General features: G+C 70.3%; 16 protein-coding genes. 5 read left to right on the top strand and 11 right to left on the bottom strand.

Features of this window, described 5'->3' with window-relative positions; translation table 11 throughout:
* Position 1: 1 nt before the first annotated feature.
* Positions 2-448 (bottom strand): ExbD/TolR family protein, encoded by a 447-nt coding sequence (locus tag ACP56T_RS07315; RefSeq protein ID WP_430911464.1) that lies wholly within the window; start codon positions 446-448, stop codon positions 2-4.
* A gap of 15 nt (positions 449-463) precedes the next feature.
* Positions 464-1,183 carry a protein TolQ gene (gene tolQ / locus ACP56T_RS07310; protein WP_430911463.1) on the bottom strand — a complete coding sequence of 240 codons (720 nt, stop codon included), beginning with the start codon at positions 1,181-1,183 and terminating at the stop codon, positions 464-466.
* Between the two features lie 444 nt (positions 1,184-1,627).
* On the opposite strand from tolQ, the gene ACP56T_RS07305 reads away from it, so the two are divergent.
* Positions 1,628-2,881, top strand: coding sequence for a methyl-accepting chemotaxis protein (locus ACP56T_RS07305; protein WP_430911462.1), 1,254 nt, complete (start codon positions 1,628-1,630; stop codon positions 2,879-2,881).
* On the opposite strand, the gene ybgC is transcribed toward ACP56T_RS07305, so the two are convergent.
* From ybgC to ruvA, 5 genes are all read right to left on the bottom strand, one after another.
* The gene (ybgC, locus tag ACP56T_RS07300) at positions 2,868-3,284 is read right to left on the bottom strand and encodes a tol-pal system-associated acyl-CoA thioesterase (RefSeq protein ID WP_430911460.1); all 417 of its coding nucleotides are present in this window, start codon (positions 3,282-3,284) and stop codon (positions 2,868-2,870) included. The genes ACP56T_RS07305 and ybgC overlap by 14 nt on opposite strands.
* 60 nt (positions 3,285-3,344) lie before the next feature.
* On the bottom strand, positions 3,345-4,421 hold the full coding sequence (ruvB, locus tag ACP56T_RS07295) for a Holliday junction branch migration DNA helicase RuvB (RefSeq protein ID WP_430911459.1): 1,077 nt from the start codon (positions 4,419-4,421) through the stop codon (positions 3,345-3,347).
* 80 nt (positions 4,422-4,501) lie between these two features.
* Positions 4,502-4,999 carry a bacterioferritin gene (gene bfr / locus ACP56T_RS07290; RefSeq protein ID WP_430911458.1) on the bottom strand — a complete coding sequence of 166 codons (498 nt, stop codon included), beginning with the start codon at positions 4,997-4,999 and terminating at the stop codon, positions 4,502-4,504.
* A 64-nt stretch (positions 5,000-5,063) separates the two neighbouring features.
* Positions 5,064-5,333: a (2Fe-2S)-binding protein gene (locus ACP56T_RS07285; RefSeq protein WP_430911457.1), complete on the bottom strand. Its 270-nt coding sequence runs from the start codon at positions 5,331-5,333 to the stop codon at positions 5,064-5,066.
* A 270-nt stretch (positions 5,334-5,603) separates the two neighbouring features.
* Complete coding sequence (ruvA, locus tag ACP56T_RS07280) at positions 5,604-6,221, bottom strand: Holliday junction branch migration protein RuvA (RefSeq protein ID WP_430911455.1); 618 nt, start codon at positions 6,219-6,221, stop codon at positions 5,604-5,606.
* A gap of 146 nt (positions 6,222-6,367) precedes the next feature.
* Here ruvA and ACP56T_RS07275 point away from each other — a divergent pair, with 146 nt between their 5' ends.
* Positions 6,368-6,979, top strand: a complete 612-nt coding sequence (locus ACP56T_RS07275; RefSeq protein WP_430911494.1) for a YceI family protein — start codon at positions 6,368-6,370, stop codon at positions 6,977-6,979.
* A 6-nt stretch (positions 6,980-6,985) separates the two neighbouring features.
* On the opposite strand, the gene ruvC is transcribed toward ACP56T_RS07275, so the two are convergent.
* A complete protein-coding gene (ruvC, locus tag ACP56T_RS07270) occupies positions 6,986-7,549 on the bottom strand; it encodes a crossover junction endodeoxyribonuclease RuvC (RefSeq protein WP_430911454.1) in 564 nt (187 codons plus the stop codon).
* Positions 7,550-7,723: 174 nt separating this feature from the next.
* Here ruvC and ACP56T_RS07265 point away from each other — a divergent pair, with 174 nt between their 5' ends.
* Positions 7,724-9,883 (top strand): TonB-dependent receptor, encoded by a 2,160-nt coding sequence (locus ACP56T_RS07265; RefSeq protein WP_430911453.1) that lies wholly within the window; start codon positions 7,724-7,726, stop codon positions 9,881-9,883.
* A gap of 236 nt (positions 9,884-10,119) precedes the next feature.
* On the opposite strand, the gene ACP56T_RS07260 is transcribed toward ACP56T_RS07265, so the two are convergent.
* From ACP56T_RS07260 to ACP56T_RS07250, 3 genes are all read right to left on the bottom strand, one after another.
* On the bottom strand, positions 10,120-11,058 hold the full coding sequence (locus ACP56T_RS07260; RefSeq protein ID WP_430911452.1) for a prephenate/arogenate dehydrogenase family protein: 939 nt from the start codon (positions 11,056-11,058) through the stop codon (positions 10,120-10,122).
* On the bottom strand, positions 11,051-12,172 hold the full coding sequence (locus tag ACP56T_RS07255; RefSeq protein WP_430911451.1) for a pyridoxal phosphate-dependent aminotransferase: 1,122 nt from the start codon (positions 12,170-12,172) through the stop codon (positions 11,051-11,053). Before ACP56T_RS07255 ends, ACP56T_RS07260 begins: the two co-directional genes overlap by 8 nt.
* Positions 12,173-12,298: 126 nt before the next feature.
* Positions 12,299-13,318 (bottom strand): gamma carbonic anhydrase family protein, encoded by a 1,020-nt coding sequence (locus ACP56T_RS07250; RefSeq protein WP_430911450.1) that lies wholly within the window; start codon positions 13,316-13,318, stop codon positions 12,299-12,301.
* 168 nt (positions 13,319-13,486) lie between these two features.
* Between ACP56T_RS07250 and ACP56T_RS07245 the strand changes: the two genes are divergently transcribed.
* Positions 13,487-13,951 carry a molybdenum cofactor biosynthesis protein MoaE gene (locus ACP56T_RS07245; RefSeq protein WP_430911449.1) on the top strand — a complete coding sequence of 155 codons (465 nt, stop codon included), beginning with the start codon at positions 13,487-13,489 and terminating at the stop codon, positions 13,949-13,951.
* 63 nt (positions 13,952-14,014) lie between these two features.
* Positions 14,015-15,160: an AI-2E family transporter gene (locus ACP56T_RS07240; RefSeq protein ID WP_430911448.1), complete on the top strand. Its 1,146-nt coding sequence runs from the start codon at positions 14,015-14,017 to the stop codon at positions 15,158-15,160.
* Positions 15,161-15,162: the final 2 nt, after the last annotated feature.

Genomic DNA, 15,162 nt, shown 5'->3' with positions numbered 1-15,162 from the left:
GCTACCGCTCGTCCGGCGCCGTCACCAGGGCGACCTTCTTGAAGCCGCCCCCGGTCACGATCGCCATCACCTGCGCCACCCGGCCGTAATCGACGCGCTTGTCGCCGCGCACGAAGACCCGCTCCTCGAAGCCCGATTTCGACGCGTCGGTGAGCTTGGGGACGATGCTGTCGTCGCTGAGCTCGTCCTCACCGAGGAAGACCTGGCCTGTCTGGCGGATCGAGAGCGTCACCGGCTTGGTGTCGGAGTTGAGCGGGCCCGCCTTCGATTGCGGCAGGTCGAGGGGCACGCCCACCGTCATCATCGGCGCGGCCACCATGAAGACGATGAGCAGCACCAGCACGACGTCGATGAACGGCGTCATGTTGATCTCGTTGATGGGCGAGCCGCGCCGTCCGCGCCGCCGCCGCTTGCCGCCGCCGTTGGAGCCTGCCTGAGCCATGCTCATGTCGAACGATCCTCCTCAGGCGGCGAGCGAGAGACGCTCGTCGATCTGGCGGGAGAGGATGGCGGAGAACTCGTCCGCGAAGCCTTCGAGCCGCGACTGCTGCTTGGCCACGGTGGCCTGGAGCTTGTTGTAGGCGAGCACGGCGGGAATCGCCGCGAACAGGCCGATGGCGGTGGCGAAGAGCGCCTCCGCGATGCCCGGCGCCACCACCGCCAGCGAGGTGTTCTTGGAGGCCGCGATGGAGGTGAAGGCGGTCATGATGCCCCAGACCGTGCCGAACAGGCCGATATACGGGCCCGCCGAGCCGATGGAGGCGAGGAACAGCAACTTCGAATCGAGCCGCTCGACCTCGCGCTGGATGGTCACGTCGAGCACCTTGTCGATGCGCTGCGAGAGCGACTGGATCTGCCGGCCCGAGCCCTCGAAGGAGCGCTTCCACTCGCGCATGGCGGCGACGAAGAGCGCGGCCAAGCCGGTGGCCGGGCGGTCGTTGAAGGAGCGGTAGAGTTCTTCCAGCGAGCGGCCGGACCAGAACGCATCCTCGAACGCGTCCATCTCCTGCTTGGTGCGGCGGAAGAGCAGCGTCTTGTCGACGATGATCGACCAGCACCACACGGAGGCGCCGAGCAGGCCGAGCATCACGATCTTCACGACGAAATGCGCCTGGAGGAAGAGCCCGAGCAGCGTCATATCGGCTACGGGCTGGGCAGCCTGCATGGCGTCGGCTGGGTTCATGGCAGGCGGCCCTCGGCTGAAATCCTGGCGCGGTCCTCGCGGACGCCACAGCGGGATCCTCGCTTTCGCGACAAAATCTGCGAGCGATATCAGAGCTATCGCGGGCGAATCTGTCGAAAGTAAGGGCCGCGCTTGCACTGCGGCATGGCGGGTGTCCGCGGCGGAGTTAAGGCCCGCCTACGGTTAACAATCCCTTGCGCGCGCCAGCGCAGACGCGCCGTGCGCCCTCTCGCTCGAGCCGGACACGACACGGATGTCGCCGCTCTGAGTACAGTGGGAGATTGCGTCTTTACAATTTTTGATTGCACGAAGACTCGAACATTGCATTTTATAACAAAAACGTGACCGGCGAATTCTCGATTTTAATAATTTGATAACCATCTGCGTAATTATAATTCCAACGTCAAAACAGTCGTGAATTTCTTCGGGAAGGGGGAAACAAAGATGATTTTTCTGAAGAAAAGGCCGCTGCCGCCTGTCGATGCTGCTCGGCAGGAGAAGAATCCCGGAACGGAAATCGACTTCGAGTCGATTCTAAACGCTCTCCCGGCCAACGTGCTCATCCTGGACCCGAAGACGGCCAACATCGTCTTTGCAAATCAGCGAAGCATCGAGACCCTGCGGAGCCTGCGCGTGTATCTGCCGGCCTCCGTCAATCCGGATTCGATGGCCGGGCTCTCCATGGACGTGTTCCATAAAAACCCGGCGCATCAGCGCGCGATCGTGAGCGACCCGTCCCGCCTACCCTGGCGGACGAAGATCAAGCTCGGGCCGAAGACGCTCGATCTGCATGTCTCCGCCGCGCATTCCGCCGGGGGCGCCTACATGGCGGCCGTGCTGTCCTGGTCCGACGCGACGCTCTTCACCGATGCGATCACGCATTTCGACACGTCCATCGCCGCGGCCCTCGCGGAGGCCGTGCAGGCCAACGATGCGATCCAGGGAGAGAGCGGGCATGTGCTGACGGCGACGGGCGAAACGTCCCAAGCCGCCGCCGCGGCCTCCAACAATGCGGCGGCCGCAACCCTGAACGTTCAGTCGGTCGCCGCTGCCGTGGAGGAACTCACGGCATCCAACAACGAGATCACCCGGCAGATGAATCGCTCCAGCGAGGCGACCAGCCGCGCCGTGGCCGAGGCCCGCGGCGCGACGGCGAGCGTGCAGGCGCTGGCGGAGAGGTCCCAGCGGATCGGCGAGGTCCTGGGCCTCATCAGCAACATCGCAAGCCAGACCAACCTGCTCGCCTTGAACGCAACCATAGAGGCCGCTCGCGCGGGAGAGGCAGGCCGCGGCTTCGCCGTCGTTGCCGCGGAGGTCAAGGCGCTTGCCGGGCAGACGGCGAAAGCCACCGACGAGATCGCCCACCAGATCACCCAGATCCAGGCGGCGACAAGTCAGACCGTCGGCGCGATCGAGCGCATCGGCGAGATGATCCAGGGGCTCGACGAGAGCGCGACCACCATCGCCGCAGCCGTCGAGGAACAGGCGGCCACCGCCGGCGAGATCAGCCGCAGCGCCAGGGAAACGGCCGACCTTACTGGGTTGGTCAGAAGCAGCGTCGCCCATGTCGCCGAGGCCGCCGGCGCATCGACAAGCTCGGCGCGGAACGCCCTGGGCGCGTCCGGGACCCTGGGTCAGCAGATGGACCGGGTCACGGATGCCGTGCGGACCTTCCTGGTCGAGGTCAGGAAGATCTGAGCGACGCGTATGCAAGCGCCCGTCTCAGCGCGTCGGGCAGGCGCACCGCCCGGCCGTCGCGCACGCAGGCGACCACCACCTCGGCCCGCACCAGCACCTCATCGCCGCGCCGCACCTCCTGGTCGAGATGCATGGAGGCGCCGCGCAATTCGCGGGTGCGGGTGAGGACGGCGAGCAGGTCGTCCATGCGCGCCGGCTTGAGGTAGTCGAGGCTCATTTTCCGCACCACGAAGACGAGCCCGTCCGCCTCCCGGTGGAGGTCGGACTGGTCCCCCGCGAGCCCGCGCAGCAATTCCGTGCGGCCGCGCTCCATGAAGCGCAGATAGCTCGCGTGGTAGACGAAGCCCGAGAAGTCGGTGTCCTCGTAGTAGACGCGCAGCGGCAGCGCGTGTGCGCCCTCCATGGGGCCTCCTTCAGGTCGCCAGCGCTTTAGCGTGGGGCGCCGGTGCCGGGCTTCAAGCCCTCACGCATCGGCGCCGTCGTCACCGGAAAACAGCCCGATCTGCGCGGCCGGGTCCCGCCTCGGCTCGGCGAAGCCCATGTGGCGGAAGGCGTGGGGCGTCAGCACCCGCCCGCGCGGGGTGCGCTGCACGAAGCCCTTCTGGATCAGGTAGGGCTCGATGATGTCCTCGATGGCATCGCGCGGCTCGGAGAGCGCGGCGGCGATGGTCTCGATGCCCACCGGCCCGCCCCCGAAGGAGGAGGCGATCAGCGTCAGGTACTTGCGGTCCATCACGTCGAGCCCGACGGGATCGACGTCGAGGAGGCGCAGCGCCCGGTCCGCGATGACGCGGGTGACGGTCGGCTCCTCGGCGACGACGGCGAAATCGCGCACCCGCCGCAGCAGGCGCCCCGCGATGCGCGGCGTGCCGCGCGCGCGCCGGGCGATCTCGTCGGCGCCCTCCTCCGACATGCCGATGCCGAGCACCCGCGCCCCGCGCTCCACGATGAGGCGCAGCTCGTCGATGTCGTAGAACTCGAGCCGGATCGGGATGCCGAAGCGGTCGCGCAGCGGGGTGGTCAACAGCCCGGCGCGGGTGGTGGCGCCCACCAGCGTGAATTTCGGCAGCTCGATCTTCACCGAGCGGGCGGCGGGCCCCTCGCCGATGATGAGGTCGAGCTGGTAATCCTCCATGGCCGGATAGAGGATCTCCTCCACCGCCGGGTTGAGGCGGTGGATCTCGTCGATGAAGAGCACGTCGCGCTCCTCGAGATTGGTGAGCTGCGCGGCGAGGTCTCCCGCCTTGGCGATCACCGGGCCGGAGGTGGAGCGGAAGTTCACGCCGAGCTCGCGCGCCACGATCTGGGCGAGGGTGGTCTTGCCGAGGCCCGGCGGCCCCACGAACAGGACGTGGTCGAGAGCCTGCCCGGTCTTCCGCGCCGCCCCGATGAAGATCTGGAGATTGGCGCGCGCCGCCTTCTGGCCGATGAATTCGGGCAGGCTCAAGGGGCGGATCGACTGATCGGCGTCGTCCGGGCGTTCGCCGGGGGCGAGCAGCGTCTTCTCCGTCTCGGGAGGCTTCCTGGGGGGCTTGCTCAACGGGCCTCTCGGACGGTCGGGTCTTTGCCCGGCCGTCCTAGCCCGTCGACTCGCGGAAGTCTAAGCGGCCTTCGCGGTGCTCAGTCGGCCGCCGGCGGCACCCGCTCCAGGCCGCCGATGTGGCGCTGGGCGTAGAGCGGCAGGCCGATCTGCTTGATGAGCTCGAGCTGCGTCTCGAGGAAGTCGATATGGCCCTCCTCGTCCTCGGCGAGGTGCTCGAACAGGTTCTTGGAGACGCGGTCGTTGATCGATTCGCAGTACTGGGCCGCCTCGAGATAGAGCGCGCGCGCCTCGTTCTCGGCGGCGAGGTCGCACTCGATGATCTCCGGCACGGTCTGGCCGATGCGCAGCGCGTCGAGCTCTTGCAGGTTGGGGAAGCCCTCGAGGAAGAGGATCCGGTCGATGAACCGGTCGGCGTGGTTCATCTCCTCGATCGATTCCTTGCGCCAGAACTTGGCGAGGTCGACATAGCCCCAATTGTCGAGCATGCGGAAATGCAGCCAGTACTGGCTGACCGCCGTCAGCTCGCTGCGCAGGCCGCGATTCAAATACTCGACGACCTTGGTATCGCCCTTCATACGCCCGTTCTCCCGTTGGCGGACCGATCCGGCCGGGGACGGCGCGACGATCCCGAGCCCACGCTCAGGCGGCGATCCCCTCCTCCGCAGTTTGGAGCTTGACCAAACTACAGGCGCTCGCGCAACCCGTCGAGCACGCATGGCTGGCGGATTCGGCGGCCCCTTCCAGCGCGGCCTGCATGATGGCGCGGATGGTGCGCGCGCAGCGTCCGCATTTCGGGCTGCATCCGAGGCAGGCATAGACCTGAGCCGGCGTGCGGGGACAGCCGGGACCGGGGCTCAGACAGTCGCGCACGGCGCCGTCCGAGAGGACGTTGCAGGAACAGACGATCATGCTCGATCCGGCATCTCGCGGTCCGCGTTACGGTGGGGTCTCGAAACCTCAAGACCCGCATCGACTTGCACGCCAGATTAGAATAGTTGAAAACTACAACGTTCACAACGACTTAGCGCGCATTCGGCAGATGACATCCCGGAGCCGTCCGGTCAAGTGGCTCCAACTGCATCGCGCGCAATGAATCTCGCGGCTCGCCCCGGCCGGCACACGTCGTCGCTCGATGCATGTCACGGCGGAGAGCCGGAATCCGCTGCGGCGGCGTGCGCTCTAGCGGGCAAGCTCGCGCAGGCCGAGCCGGATCAGGGTCTTGGCCTCGGCTTCCTCGCCCGCCGTCTTGAGGGCGGCGGCGATGGCGGCGGAGGCCTGGGCCGGCGGGTAGCCGAGATTGGTCAGCGCCGAGATGGCATCCGCCACGGGCCGGGGCGCGGCGTCCTCCGCCACGAGGCCCGTGAGGGCGACGAGGGCGGGATCGACGGGGGCGAAGGCCGGAGCCTTGTCCTTCAGCTCGGCCACGAGGCGGGCGGCGAGGCGCGGGCCGACGCCGGGCGCGCGCGCGATGGCGCCCTTGTCGCCGGTGGCGATGGCGGCGGCGAGGGCGCCGGGCTCCAGCACCGAGAGCACCCCAAGCGCCACCCGCGTGCCGACGCCCTGCACGGTCTGGAGCAGGCGGAACCATTCGCGCTCGGCATCCGCCTTGAACCCGTAGAGGCGGATCATGTCCTCGCGCACATGGGTCTCGATGGCGAGCTCGGCCGCCTCGCCGGGCTTGCCGAGCCGCTGGAGGGTGCGGGCCGAGCAATGCACGAGGTAGCCGACACCGTTCACGTCGAGGATGACGAAATCCTCGCCGTAGGAATCGACCACCCCCTTGAGCTTTCCGATCATCGCCCGTCCGTTCCCGCGCTTGGGGCGCCTGCCTACAGGCCCGCGCGGGCGGACGCCACCGGCCGCCCGCTTGAGGTGCCGCCGGCTTCGTGGAAATGAAGGCCGCACCGATCAGGAAACGGACCGAGACAGGCATGACCCGCACGATGCGCCGGACCACCCTCCTCGCCCTCCTCTGCCTCGCCGGCATGCCGGCCCTGGCGCAGGACCAGGCGGGGCCGAGCACGGACCCGACGCAGGTGAAGCCCGGCGCCTACGTGCTCGACCCGGCCCACGGCAAGATCACCTGGTCGCTCAGCCATCTGGGCTACTCGACCTATTACGGGCAGATCACCGACGTCGCCGCCAAGGCGACCCTCGACCCGAAGGAGCCTGCGAAAAGCCGGCTCACGGTCACGGTGGGCACCGACAGCGTCAACGGTCTGAACGACAAGCTGAATCAGCACCTCAAGACGCCGGACTTCTTCGACACGGCGAAGTTCCCCACCGCGACCTTCGCCTCCACCTCCGTCGAGCCGACGAGCCCGACGACGGCCCGCATCGTCGGCGACCTGACGCTGAAGGGCATCACCAAGCAGGTCGCGCTGGACGCCACCTTCAACCAGGCCGGCATCAGCCCGGTGGACAAGAAATACACCGTCGGCTTTGACGGACGGCTGGTGCTCAAGCGCTCCGAGTTCGGCATCAGCGGCTTCCTGCCGATCCTCGGCGACGAGGTGACGCTGCGGCTCGAGGGCGAGTTCAAGGCGGCGGAATAGGCCGCGTCAGCCCTTCGCCAGCGCCGCCGCGATCCGGGCCGCGCCCGGCCCGGCGACGGCCGCCGGCGCATGGGCCTTCCTCAGGGCGTGCGCGCCGCGATGGCTCGCATGGGTGACGGCGATGGCGAGGGCGTCGGCCGCGTCCGCGACCTTGAACTCGGCCTTCGGCAACAGGAAGCGCACCATCGCCTGGATCTGCACCTTCTCGGCGTGGCCGGAGCCGGCGACCGTCTTCTTGATGAGGTTGGCCGAGTATTCCGAGACCGGGATGCCGGCAAGCGCCGGCACCAGCAGGGCCACGGCGCGGGCATGCCCGAGCTTCAGCGTCGCCTGCGCGTCCTTGTTGACGAAGGTCTCCTCCACGGAGACCTCGTCCGGGCGGTGCGTCTCGACGATGCGATGGATGCCCTCGTAGAGCTCGCGCAGGCGCAGTGCCAGGGGCAGGTCCCCGTCCGAGGTCACGACCCCGCAATCGCCATAGGCGAGCCTGGTGCCGGTGGCGGTAATGAGCCCCCAGCCGGTGCGGCGGAGACCCGGATCGATGCCGAGGATGCGGACGGGCGTGCTCATCGCCCCTGGCTAGCCCATCGGGGCCGGCCGCGCGAGGGACGCAGGATCCCCCCAAGGCAGCCGTTGTAATAGAGTTACAGCGCCGGATTTCCGCAATGCGGCATCGGCGGGCGGCTTGCATAGGTCCCTCCGTGACGGGCAGATGAAACATTATATCATCCATCACGGTCCGCGATGCGCCTCCTCCCGCCGATCCCGCCCGCCCGCCGCGGCCTGCTCCGCGCCGTCTCGGCCCTCGCTCTCCTGGCGGGGACGGGCGCCGCCGCCGGAGCCCAGGGCACGGAGACCCGCCTCGAGGAGCTGAGCGTGACCTCGGCGAGCCCGATCGTCGCCGCGCCCGGTCGCGGGCCCTCCTCGGGCGGCCCGGCGGCGGGCGTCCTGCCGGTCGCCACCGACACCTTCGCGCCGGTGACGGTGGTGAGCCAGGACCAGATCGCCCGCGACCAGCCGCGCACCCTCGGCGACGCGCTGATGGACCGGCCCGGCATCTCGGGCTCGTCCTACGCGCCGGGGGGGGCCAACCGCCCGATCATCCGGGGCCTCGACAACAACCGGGTGCGCATCCAGGAGAACGGCATCGGCGTGCACGACGTGTCGGAGCTCGGCGAGGACCATGGCGTCCCGATCAACCCGCTCGTCAACGACCGCATCGAGGTGATCCGGGGCCCGGCGACCCTGCGCTACGGCTCGCAGGCCATCGGCGGCGTGGTCTCGGCGGAGAACAACCGCATCCCGACCTTCATCCCCGCGAACGGCTACCAGGGCCGGATCACCACGGGGTACTCCTCCGTCGACAACGGCCGGCAGGTGGCGGGCAGCGTCGACGCGGCGTCGGGCAACGTCGTCGTGCATGCCGACGGCTTCAAGACCGGCTCGGACAGCTACGACACGCCGCTCGGCATCCAGGCGAATTCCGGCACGCGCAGCCAGGGCGGCGCCATCGGGATGTCCTACGTGTTCGATCGCGGCTTCGTCGGGCTGTCCTACAGCCATTTCGACGCGCTCTACCAGATTCCCGGCGCCGGCGACGCGGCCTCGCGCACCCGCCTCGACCCCCGCCAGGACAAGCTCGAATCGCGCGGCGAGTACCGTCCGGTGGACGGCCCCTTCGAGGTGATCCGCTACTGGGCCGGCGGCTCGGTCTACCGCCACGACGAGATCGGCATCGGCGGCGACGGGATCGACGGCATCCAGGCGACCTTCAAGAACCGCGAGGCGGAAGGGCGGATCGAGCTCCAGCACATCCCGGTCTTCACCGCCCTCGGCAAGCTCACCGGGGCGCTCGGCTTCCAGTCGAGCCGGCGGGTGCTCGGCACGGGGGGCGAGGCGGGGGGCTTGCTGGCGCCCACCGACACCCGCGCCAACGCCGTCTACCTGTTCGAGGAGCTGGAGTTGCAGCCCGGCACCCGCCTCCAGGCGGCGGGCCGCGTCGAGGGTGTGCGGGCGACGGGCACCGCGAGCGTCTTTCCCGGCGATTTCGTGCCGGTGCCGGGCGAGGATCCGCTCGAATACGGCCGGCGGCGGCGCTTCACGGCGAAGAGCGTCAGCTTCGGCGCCTTGCAGGATTTGCCCTATGGCTTCGTCGGCAGCCTGACCGGCTCCTATGTCGAGCGCGCCCCGACCGCGCCTGAGCTCTATTCGCGCGGCCCCCACGACGCCACGGAGACCTTCGAGATCGGCGACCCGAACCTCAAGGTCGAGCGGGCGCGCACCGTCGAGGTCGGCATCCGCCGGGCCGAGGGGCCGTTCCGGCTCGACGCGACGGGCTACGTCACCCGCTATACCGGCTTCATCTACAAGCGCCTGACCGGCCTCCTCTGCGACGACGACTTCGCCTCCTGCGGTGCGGGCAGCGAGAACCGCCAGATCGTCTACGCGCAGCAGAACGCGACCTTCTACGGCGCCGAGATCGCGAGCCAGCTCGACCTGATCCCGGTGGGCAACGGCTTCGCCGGCATCAACGCGCAGTACGACTTCGTCCACGCCGAGTTCGATGACCACACCTTCGTGCCGCGCATCCCGCCCCACCGGGTCGGCGGCGGCCTGTTCGTCCGCGCGGACGGCTGGTTCGCGCAGGTCAACGTGCTGCACGCCTTCGCGCATACCGAGACCGCGCCGCTGGAAACGACCACCGCCGGCTATGACGACCTGCGCGCCGAGATCAGCTACACCAAGCCCCTCGATCCGAGGATCTACGGTGCCAGCGAGGTGACGCTGAGCCTGCAAGGGCGCAACCTGCTCGACGCCCAGATCCGCAACTCGGCCTCGTTCAAGAAGGACGAGATCCTGCTGCCGGGAAGGAACGTGCGCCTGTCGCTGACGGCGCGGTTCTGAACCGCCCACGCCTCTCCCCGCCGGGCGGGGAGAGGTCCGCGACGACCCCGTCGTCGGCGCGGAAAGCCCGAAGGGCGAAGGTGAGGGGGGGCTGGACGGACGAGCCTCTTCCGGCATCGCCCCTCACCCTCGCTCCGGCTTCGCCTGCGCTCATCGCAGGCACGGCGAAGTGCCTGCGATCCTCTCCCCGCGCCGCGGGGAGAGGGGGACCGCCGTCGCGCAGGCGATCTGAGAGATCAGCCCTCGCCGCGCGGCCCCGGCCGTGCCCGGCCGAAATCGGCTTCCGCCGTCTCCTGGCCCATGGCGACGATGCCGCGGCGGATCGCCCGCGTGCGCGTGAAGAGCGCGTGCAGCGCCTCGCCGTCGCCCCAGCGGATGGCGCGGGCCAACGCCGAGAGGTCCTCGTTGAAGCGGCCGAGCATCTCCAGCACCGCGTCGCGGTTGCTGAGAAAGACGTCGCGCCACATGGTCGGGTCGGAGGCCGCGATGCGGGTGAAGTCGCGAAAGCCGCCGGCCGAGAACTTGATGACCTCCGACTGCGTGACCTCCTCCAGGTCGGCGGCGGTGCCGACGATGTTGTAGGCGATCAGGTGCGGGACATGGCTGGTGATGGCGAGCACCAGGTCGTGATGCTCCGGCGTCATGGTCTCGACGATGGCGCCGAGCCCCTCCCAGAGGGCCCGCACCCGCGCCACCGCCACCTCGGGCGCGTCCTCCGGCGGGGTCAGGATGCACCAGCGCCCGGAGAAGAGCGTCGAGAAGCCGGCATCGGGGCCGGAATACTCGGTGCCCGCCACCGGATGCCCCGGCACGAAGACGACCCCTTCCGACAAATGCGGCGTCACCGCCGCGACCACCGAGCCCTTCACCGAGCCGACGTCGGAGAGCACCGCGCCGGGCTTCATCCGCCCCCGGATCGCCTCGGCCACCGCGCCGGCCGCGCCGACCGGCACGCAGAGCAGCACGAGATCGGCCTCCGAGACGCCCTCTCCGGCGTCCCCTGTAACGCGATCGGCGAGCCCGAGGGCGCTCACCCGCTCGCGCACGGCCGGATCGGCATCGATGGCGACGATCTCGCGGGCGACCCCGAACTGCCGGGCGCCGCGCGCGACGGACGAGCCGATCAGCCCGAGGCCGACCAGCGCCAGCCGCCGGATCGGAGGCTCCTCAGCCACGCGCCGCCTCCCGCATGAAGGCGGAGAGCGCCTCGATGAAGGCGCGGTTCGCCTCGTCGCCGCCCACCGTGACGCGCAGCGCGTCCGGTAGCCCGTAGGAGGCGACGCGGCGCACGATCACCCCCCGCCCGGTGAGGAAGGCGTCGGCCTGCGCGGCGTTGCCCTTCGGCCCGGCCGGGAAATGCACGAGGATGAAGTTCGCCACGCTCGGGGTCACGGCGAGCCCCAGGGACTCGACCCGCTCCGTGAGCCAGCCGAGCCATTCGTCGTTATGGGCCACCGCGCGGGCGACGTGGCCGTCGTCGGCGATGGCCGCCGCGCCCGCCGCGATCGCCGCCGCCGAGAGGTTGAACGGCCCCCGGATGCGGTTGACCGCGTCGGCGACATGGGCGGGCGCCACCATCCAGCCGATGCGCAGGCCCGCGAGCCCGTGGATCTTCGAGAAGGTGCGGGTCATCACGACGTTGTCGGCCTCGAGCACGAGGTCGAGCCCGGCCGCGTAGTCGCTGGCGCGCACATATTCGGCATAGGCGCCGTCGAGGACGAGCATCGTCTCGGGGGGCAGCCCGGCATGGAGCCGGCGCACCTCCGAGAAGGGCAGGTAGGTGCCGGTCGGGTTGTTGGGGTTGGCGATGTAGACGATGCGGGTGCGCGGGCTCACCGCCGCGAGCAGCGCGTCGACATCGGTGGTCAGCTCGCGCTCGGGCGCCACCACCGGCGTGCCGCCCGCCGCCAGGATGGCGATGCGGTAGACGAGGAACCCGTGCTCGCTGAACAGGCCCTCGTCGCCGGGTCCGACATAGGCGTAGGCGAGCAGCGAGAGCAGCTCGTCCGAGCCCGCGCCGCAGACGATCCGGGCCGGGTCGAGCCCATAGCGCCGGCCGATGGCCTCGCGCAGGCGGCTCGAGGTGCCGTCCGGGTAGAGCGCGAGCTGTTCCGCCTCGGCGCGCAAGGCGGCGACCGCGTCGGGGCTCGGGCCGAGGGGGGTCTCGTTCGAGGAGAGCTTATGGACCTTCGCCGCGCCGGGCGCCCCGCTCTTTCCGGGCACGTAGGGGTCGATGGCGAGCACGCCGGAGCGCGGGACCGGGCGGGGGCTCAAGGGCGATTCGGTCATGGCGGGGTCTTGAGAGGCCGTGCGCCGGACCCTCCGGCGCGAGCCCGCCCCTCTACATCATTTCATTCGCATGCGCGCAATTTCGTTCGCCTATGTCCGCCCGCGCGCGCCCTGCGAGGGCGCGTTTCAGCGGAGCACCTCCTGCATCCGGCCATAGGTCCGTCCGTGGACGAAGTAGCCCTCGACGATGCGGGCCATCATCCGGCGCTTGTCGTCGTCGAGCCTGCTCAGGATGCGCGCCGGCCGCCCGCCCCAGAGATGGCCGCTCTCGAGAAGCTGGCCCGGATCGGTGGAGGCGCCGGCCGCCAGCATGACGTCGTCGGCGATCACGGTGCCCGGCGCGATCACGCAGCCGATGCCGATGAGGCTGCGCGCGCCGATCCGGCAATCGGCCATGCGCACGTTGTGGCCGATGGTGGTGTCGCGTCCGATCACCACGCCCTCCCCGCGCGAGCGGACGACGCTGTTGTCCTGGATGTTGGTGGAGGCGCCGATCACGATCGGGCCGACATCGGCATCGAGCACGCAGGAGAACAGCACCGTGGCGCCGTCGCCGAGCCCGATGCGGCCGCGCAGGCGCGCAGTCCGCGCGACATAGACGGTGTCCTCGACCTCAGGCGCCTCGGCGGGGGTGTCGGGAATGCCGTCCCCGGCGGCCTCCCGCAGGCGCTCTGCCCGCTCCTCGACCTCGGCGAGCGTGATCGGCCGCACCGGCTTGGCGGGGCTTCCGGCATAGACGAAGCCCGAGGGCAGGGTCGCGCGCGGGAACACCGTGGACCCCGCCTCCAGCACGAGGCAGTCTCCGAGGGTGGCGCCGTCGAGGATCACCGCGTCGTCCTCGATCACCACGTCCGAGCCGACCGTGCAGGCATGGACCACGGCGTTGCGGCCGACGCTCACCCTGTCCCCCACCGTGGTGCCGTGGGTGAAGGTGGCGATATGCACGGTGGAGCGGTGGCCGAGCCAGAAGCGGTCGCCGAGCGTCACGGTCTGGCCGTCGGCGCGGATGACGCTGTCGTCGCCGAGCCAGGCCTGCGCCCCGAGGCTCGCCGCGCCGATCACCGTGCTGCGCCGTCCGCACCAGACGGGGCGGGAGGCGAACTGCGGCAATTCGCCCTCGTAGGGCAGGATCAGATCGGGCGTCACGGGGCGTCCTTCGAAGGCTGTCGCGGCGGGCGGCTTCCCGGCGGGACGGATTCCATGCAAATCCCAGGGCGGGCGCGTCCCCCGCACCCGCCCCATATAGCGGGCGCCGTCCGCGAGGTCAGCGCCGCGCCCACCGATGCGCGCACGCAAAGCGCGCGGGAGACCGTCATGCCCGACCCCTCCGCCGTCAGCATCCAGCGCGAGCCCTTCGACGCCGCCGCCGAGATCGCCCGGCTGAGCGAGATCGCGGGGCCGGCGGCGGGCGCCGTCGTCACCTTCACCGGGCTCTGCCGCGACGAGGGCGGCCGCCTGAGGGCGCTCGAGCTGGAGCATTACCCCGGCATGGCGGAGGCCGAGATCGGCCGGGTGGCCGAGGAGGCGCGCGCCCGCTGGCCGCTGCTCGCCCTGCGCGTGGTGCATCGCCACGGGCTGGTGGCGCCGGGGGACGGGATCGTGCTCGTCGCCACCGCCTCGGCGCATCGGGCGGCGGCCTTCGAGGCGGCGAGCTTCCTGATGGACTACCTCAAGACCAGGGCCCCGTTCTGGAAGCGCGAGCATCTCGCCGACGGCTCGCTCGGCGGCTGGGTCGAGGCGACGGGCGCGGACGACGACGCCGCCGGACGCTGGGGCTGATCCGGGCTTGACCTTGCCGCGCTTCGCGGGTCCGACGGGCGGATGGCGACCGAGGCAGGCCCGATGAGCGATCCGCAACCCGACCCCGTCACGATCCGGCCCGTGGCGGATCCGTGGCCGTTCCTGCGGGCGGGCATCGGCACCGTGGCCTTCGTGGCGGTGCTGGCGCTCGCCTGGATCTCGGTCTCGACCCTGCTGCTGATCTTCTCCGGCGTGCTGCTCGGGGTCTTCCTCGACGGGCTGACGCGCGGGATCGGCCGGGTCCTGCCGCTGCCGCGCGCGCTGCGGCTGACCATCGCAAGTCTCGCCATCGCGGCCGGCGCGCTCGGCCTGTTCGCCTATGGGGGCGCCACGGTGGCGCAGCAGGGGCGCGAGCTCGGCGAGACCGTCCGCAAGCAGGCCGACACCGTCACCGGCTGGCTCTCCTCCCACGGCATCGAACTGCCGTCGCTCGGCGGACCGGCGGGGAACGCGGCCCAGGCCCCGGAGGCGGAGAAACCCGGCGAGGGCGGCCGGAAGCCGGGCGGGCTCGGCGGGCTGGCCTCGAGCGTCCTGAAGAGCCCCGGCTCGATCCTGTCGGATGCCGGCAACGTCCTCGGCCCGGCCGCGACCGTGATCCTCGGCATCTTCGGCGCGCTCGGCAACGTGCTGGTGATCGGCTTCCTCGGGCTCGCCTTCGCGGCCGATCCCGGCAGCTACCGCCGGGGCATCCTGCATTTCGTGCCGCCCGCGCGGCGCGAGCGCGGCGACGCGGTGCTGGAGGGCATCGGCGAGACCCTGCGGCACTGGCTCTTCGGGCAGATCGCCACCATGACGGTGATCTTCCTCTGCATCTGGGGCGGGTTGACCGCCCTCGGCGTCGGCGGCGGCCTGATCCTCGGGCTCCAGGCGGGGCTGCTCGCCTTCGTGCCGACGGTGGGGCCGCTGGCGGCGGGGCTGGTGATCCTGCTCGCCAGCCTGTCGCAGGGGCTGAACGCCATGCTCGCGGCGTTCGGCGTCTACCTCGTGGTGCAGATGCTGGAGAGCTACGTGCTCACGCCGATCATCCAGAAGCGGGCCCTCGACATCCCCCCGGCGACGATCTTCGCCGGGCAGCTCCTCCTCGGCGGCCTGCTCGGCCTGTGGGGCATCGCGCTGGCGCTGCCGCTGATGGCGGTGCTCAAGGTGCTGCTGGAGCAGCTCTACGTGGAGGACACGCTCGGCGAGTAGGC

The organism is Methylobacterium endophyticum (assembly GCF_050591105.1).
Classification (GTDB): Bacteria; Pseudomonadota; Alphaproteobacteria; order Rhizobiales; family Beijerinckiaceae; genus Methylobacterium.
The sequence above is the reverse complement of the archived record's forward strand: the minus strand, read 5'-3'. Positions and strand labels throughout refer to the sequence as shown.

What these genes read in the sequence shown, in the direction of transcription:
- bfr (WP_430911458.1), bottom strand. Translation starts at nt 4,999, where the DNA reads ATGAAGGGCGATACCAAGGTCGTCGAGTATTTGAATCGCGGCCTGCGC.
- ACP56T_RS07245 (WP_430911449.1), top strand. Translation starts at nt 13,487, where the DNA reads ATGCCCGACCCCTCCGCCGTCAGCATCCAGCGCGAGCCCTTCGACGCC.
- tolQ (WP_430911463.1), bottom strand. Translation starts at nt 1,183, where the DNA reads ATGAACCCAGCCGACGCCATGCAGGCTGCCCAGCCCGTAGCCGATATG.
- ACP56T_RS07275 (WP_430911494.1), top strand. Translation starts at nt 6,368, where the DNA reads ATGCGCCGGACCACCCTCCTCGCCCTCCTCTGCCTCGCCGGCATGCCG.
- ACP56T_RS07285 (WP_430911457.1), bottom strand. Translation starts at nt 5,333, where the DNA reads ATGATCGTCTGTTCCTGCAACGTCCTCTCGGACGGCGCCGTGCGCGAC.
- ruvA (WP_430911455.1), bottom strand. Translation starts at nt 6,221, where the DNA reads ATGATCGGAAAGCTCAAGGGGGTGGTCGATTCCTACGGCGAGGATTTC.
- ACP56T_RS07305 (WP_430911462.1), top strand. Translation starts at nt 1,628, where the DNA reads ATGATTTTTCTGAAGAAAAGGCCGCTGCCGCCTGTCGATGCTGCTCGG.
- ACP56T_RS07240 (WP_430911448.1), top strand. Translation starts at nt 14,015, where the DNA reads ATGAGCGATCCGCAACCCGACCCCGTCACGATCCGGCCCGTGGCGGAT.
- ruvC (WP_430911454.1), bottom strand. Translation starts at nt 7,549, where the DNA reads ATGAGCACGCCCGTCCGCATCCTCGGCATCGATCCGGGTCTCCGCCGC.
- ybgC (WP_430911460.1), bottom strand. Translation starts at nt 3,284, where the DNA reads ATGGAGGGCGCACACGCGCTGCCGCTGCGCGTCTACTACGAGGACACC.
- ACP56T_RS07265 (WP_430911453.1), top strand. Translation starts at nt 7,724, where the DNA reads ATGCGCCTCCTCCCGCCGATCCCGCCCGCCCGCCGCGGCCTGCTCCGC.
- ACP56T_RS07255 (WP_430911451.1), bottom strand. Translation starts at nt 12,172, where the DNA reads ATGACCGAATCGCCCTTGAGCCCCCGCCCGGTCCCGCGCTCCGGCGTG.
- ACP56T_RS07315 (WP_430911464.1), bottom strand. Translation starts at nt 448, where the DNA reads ATGAGCATGGCTCAGGCAGGCTCCAACGGCGGCGGCAAGCGGCGGCGG.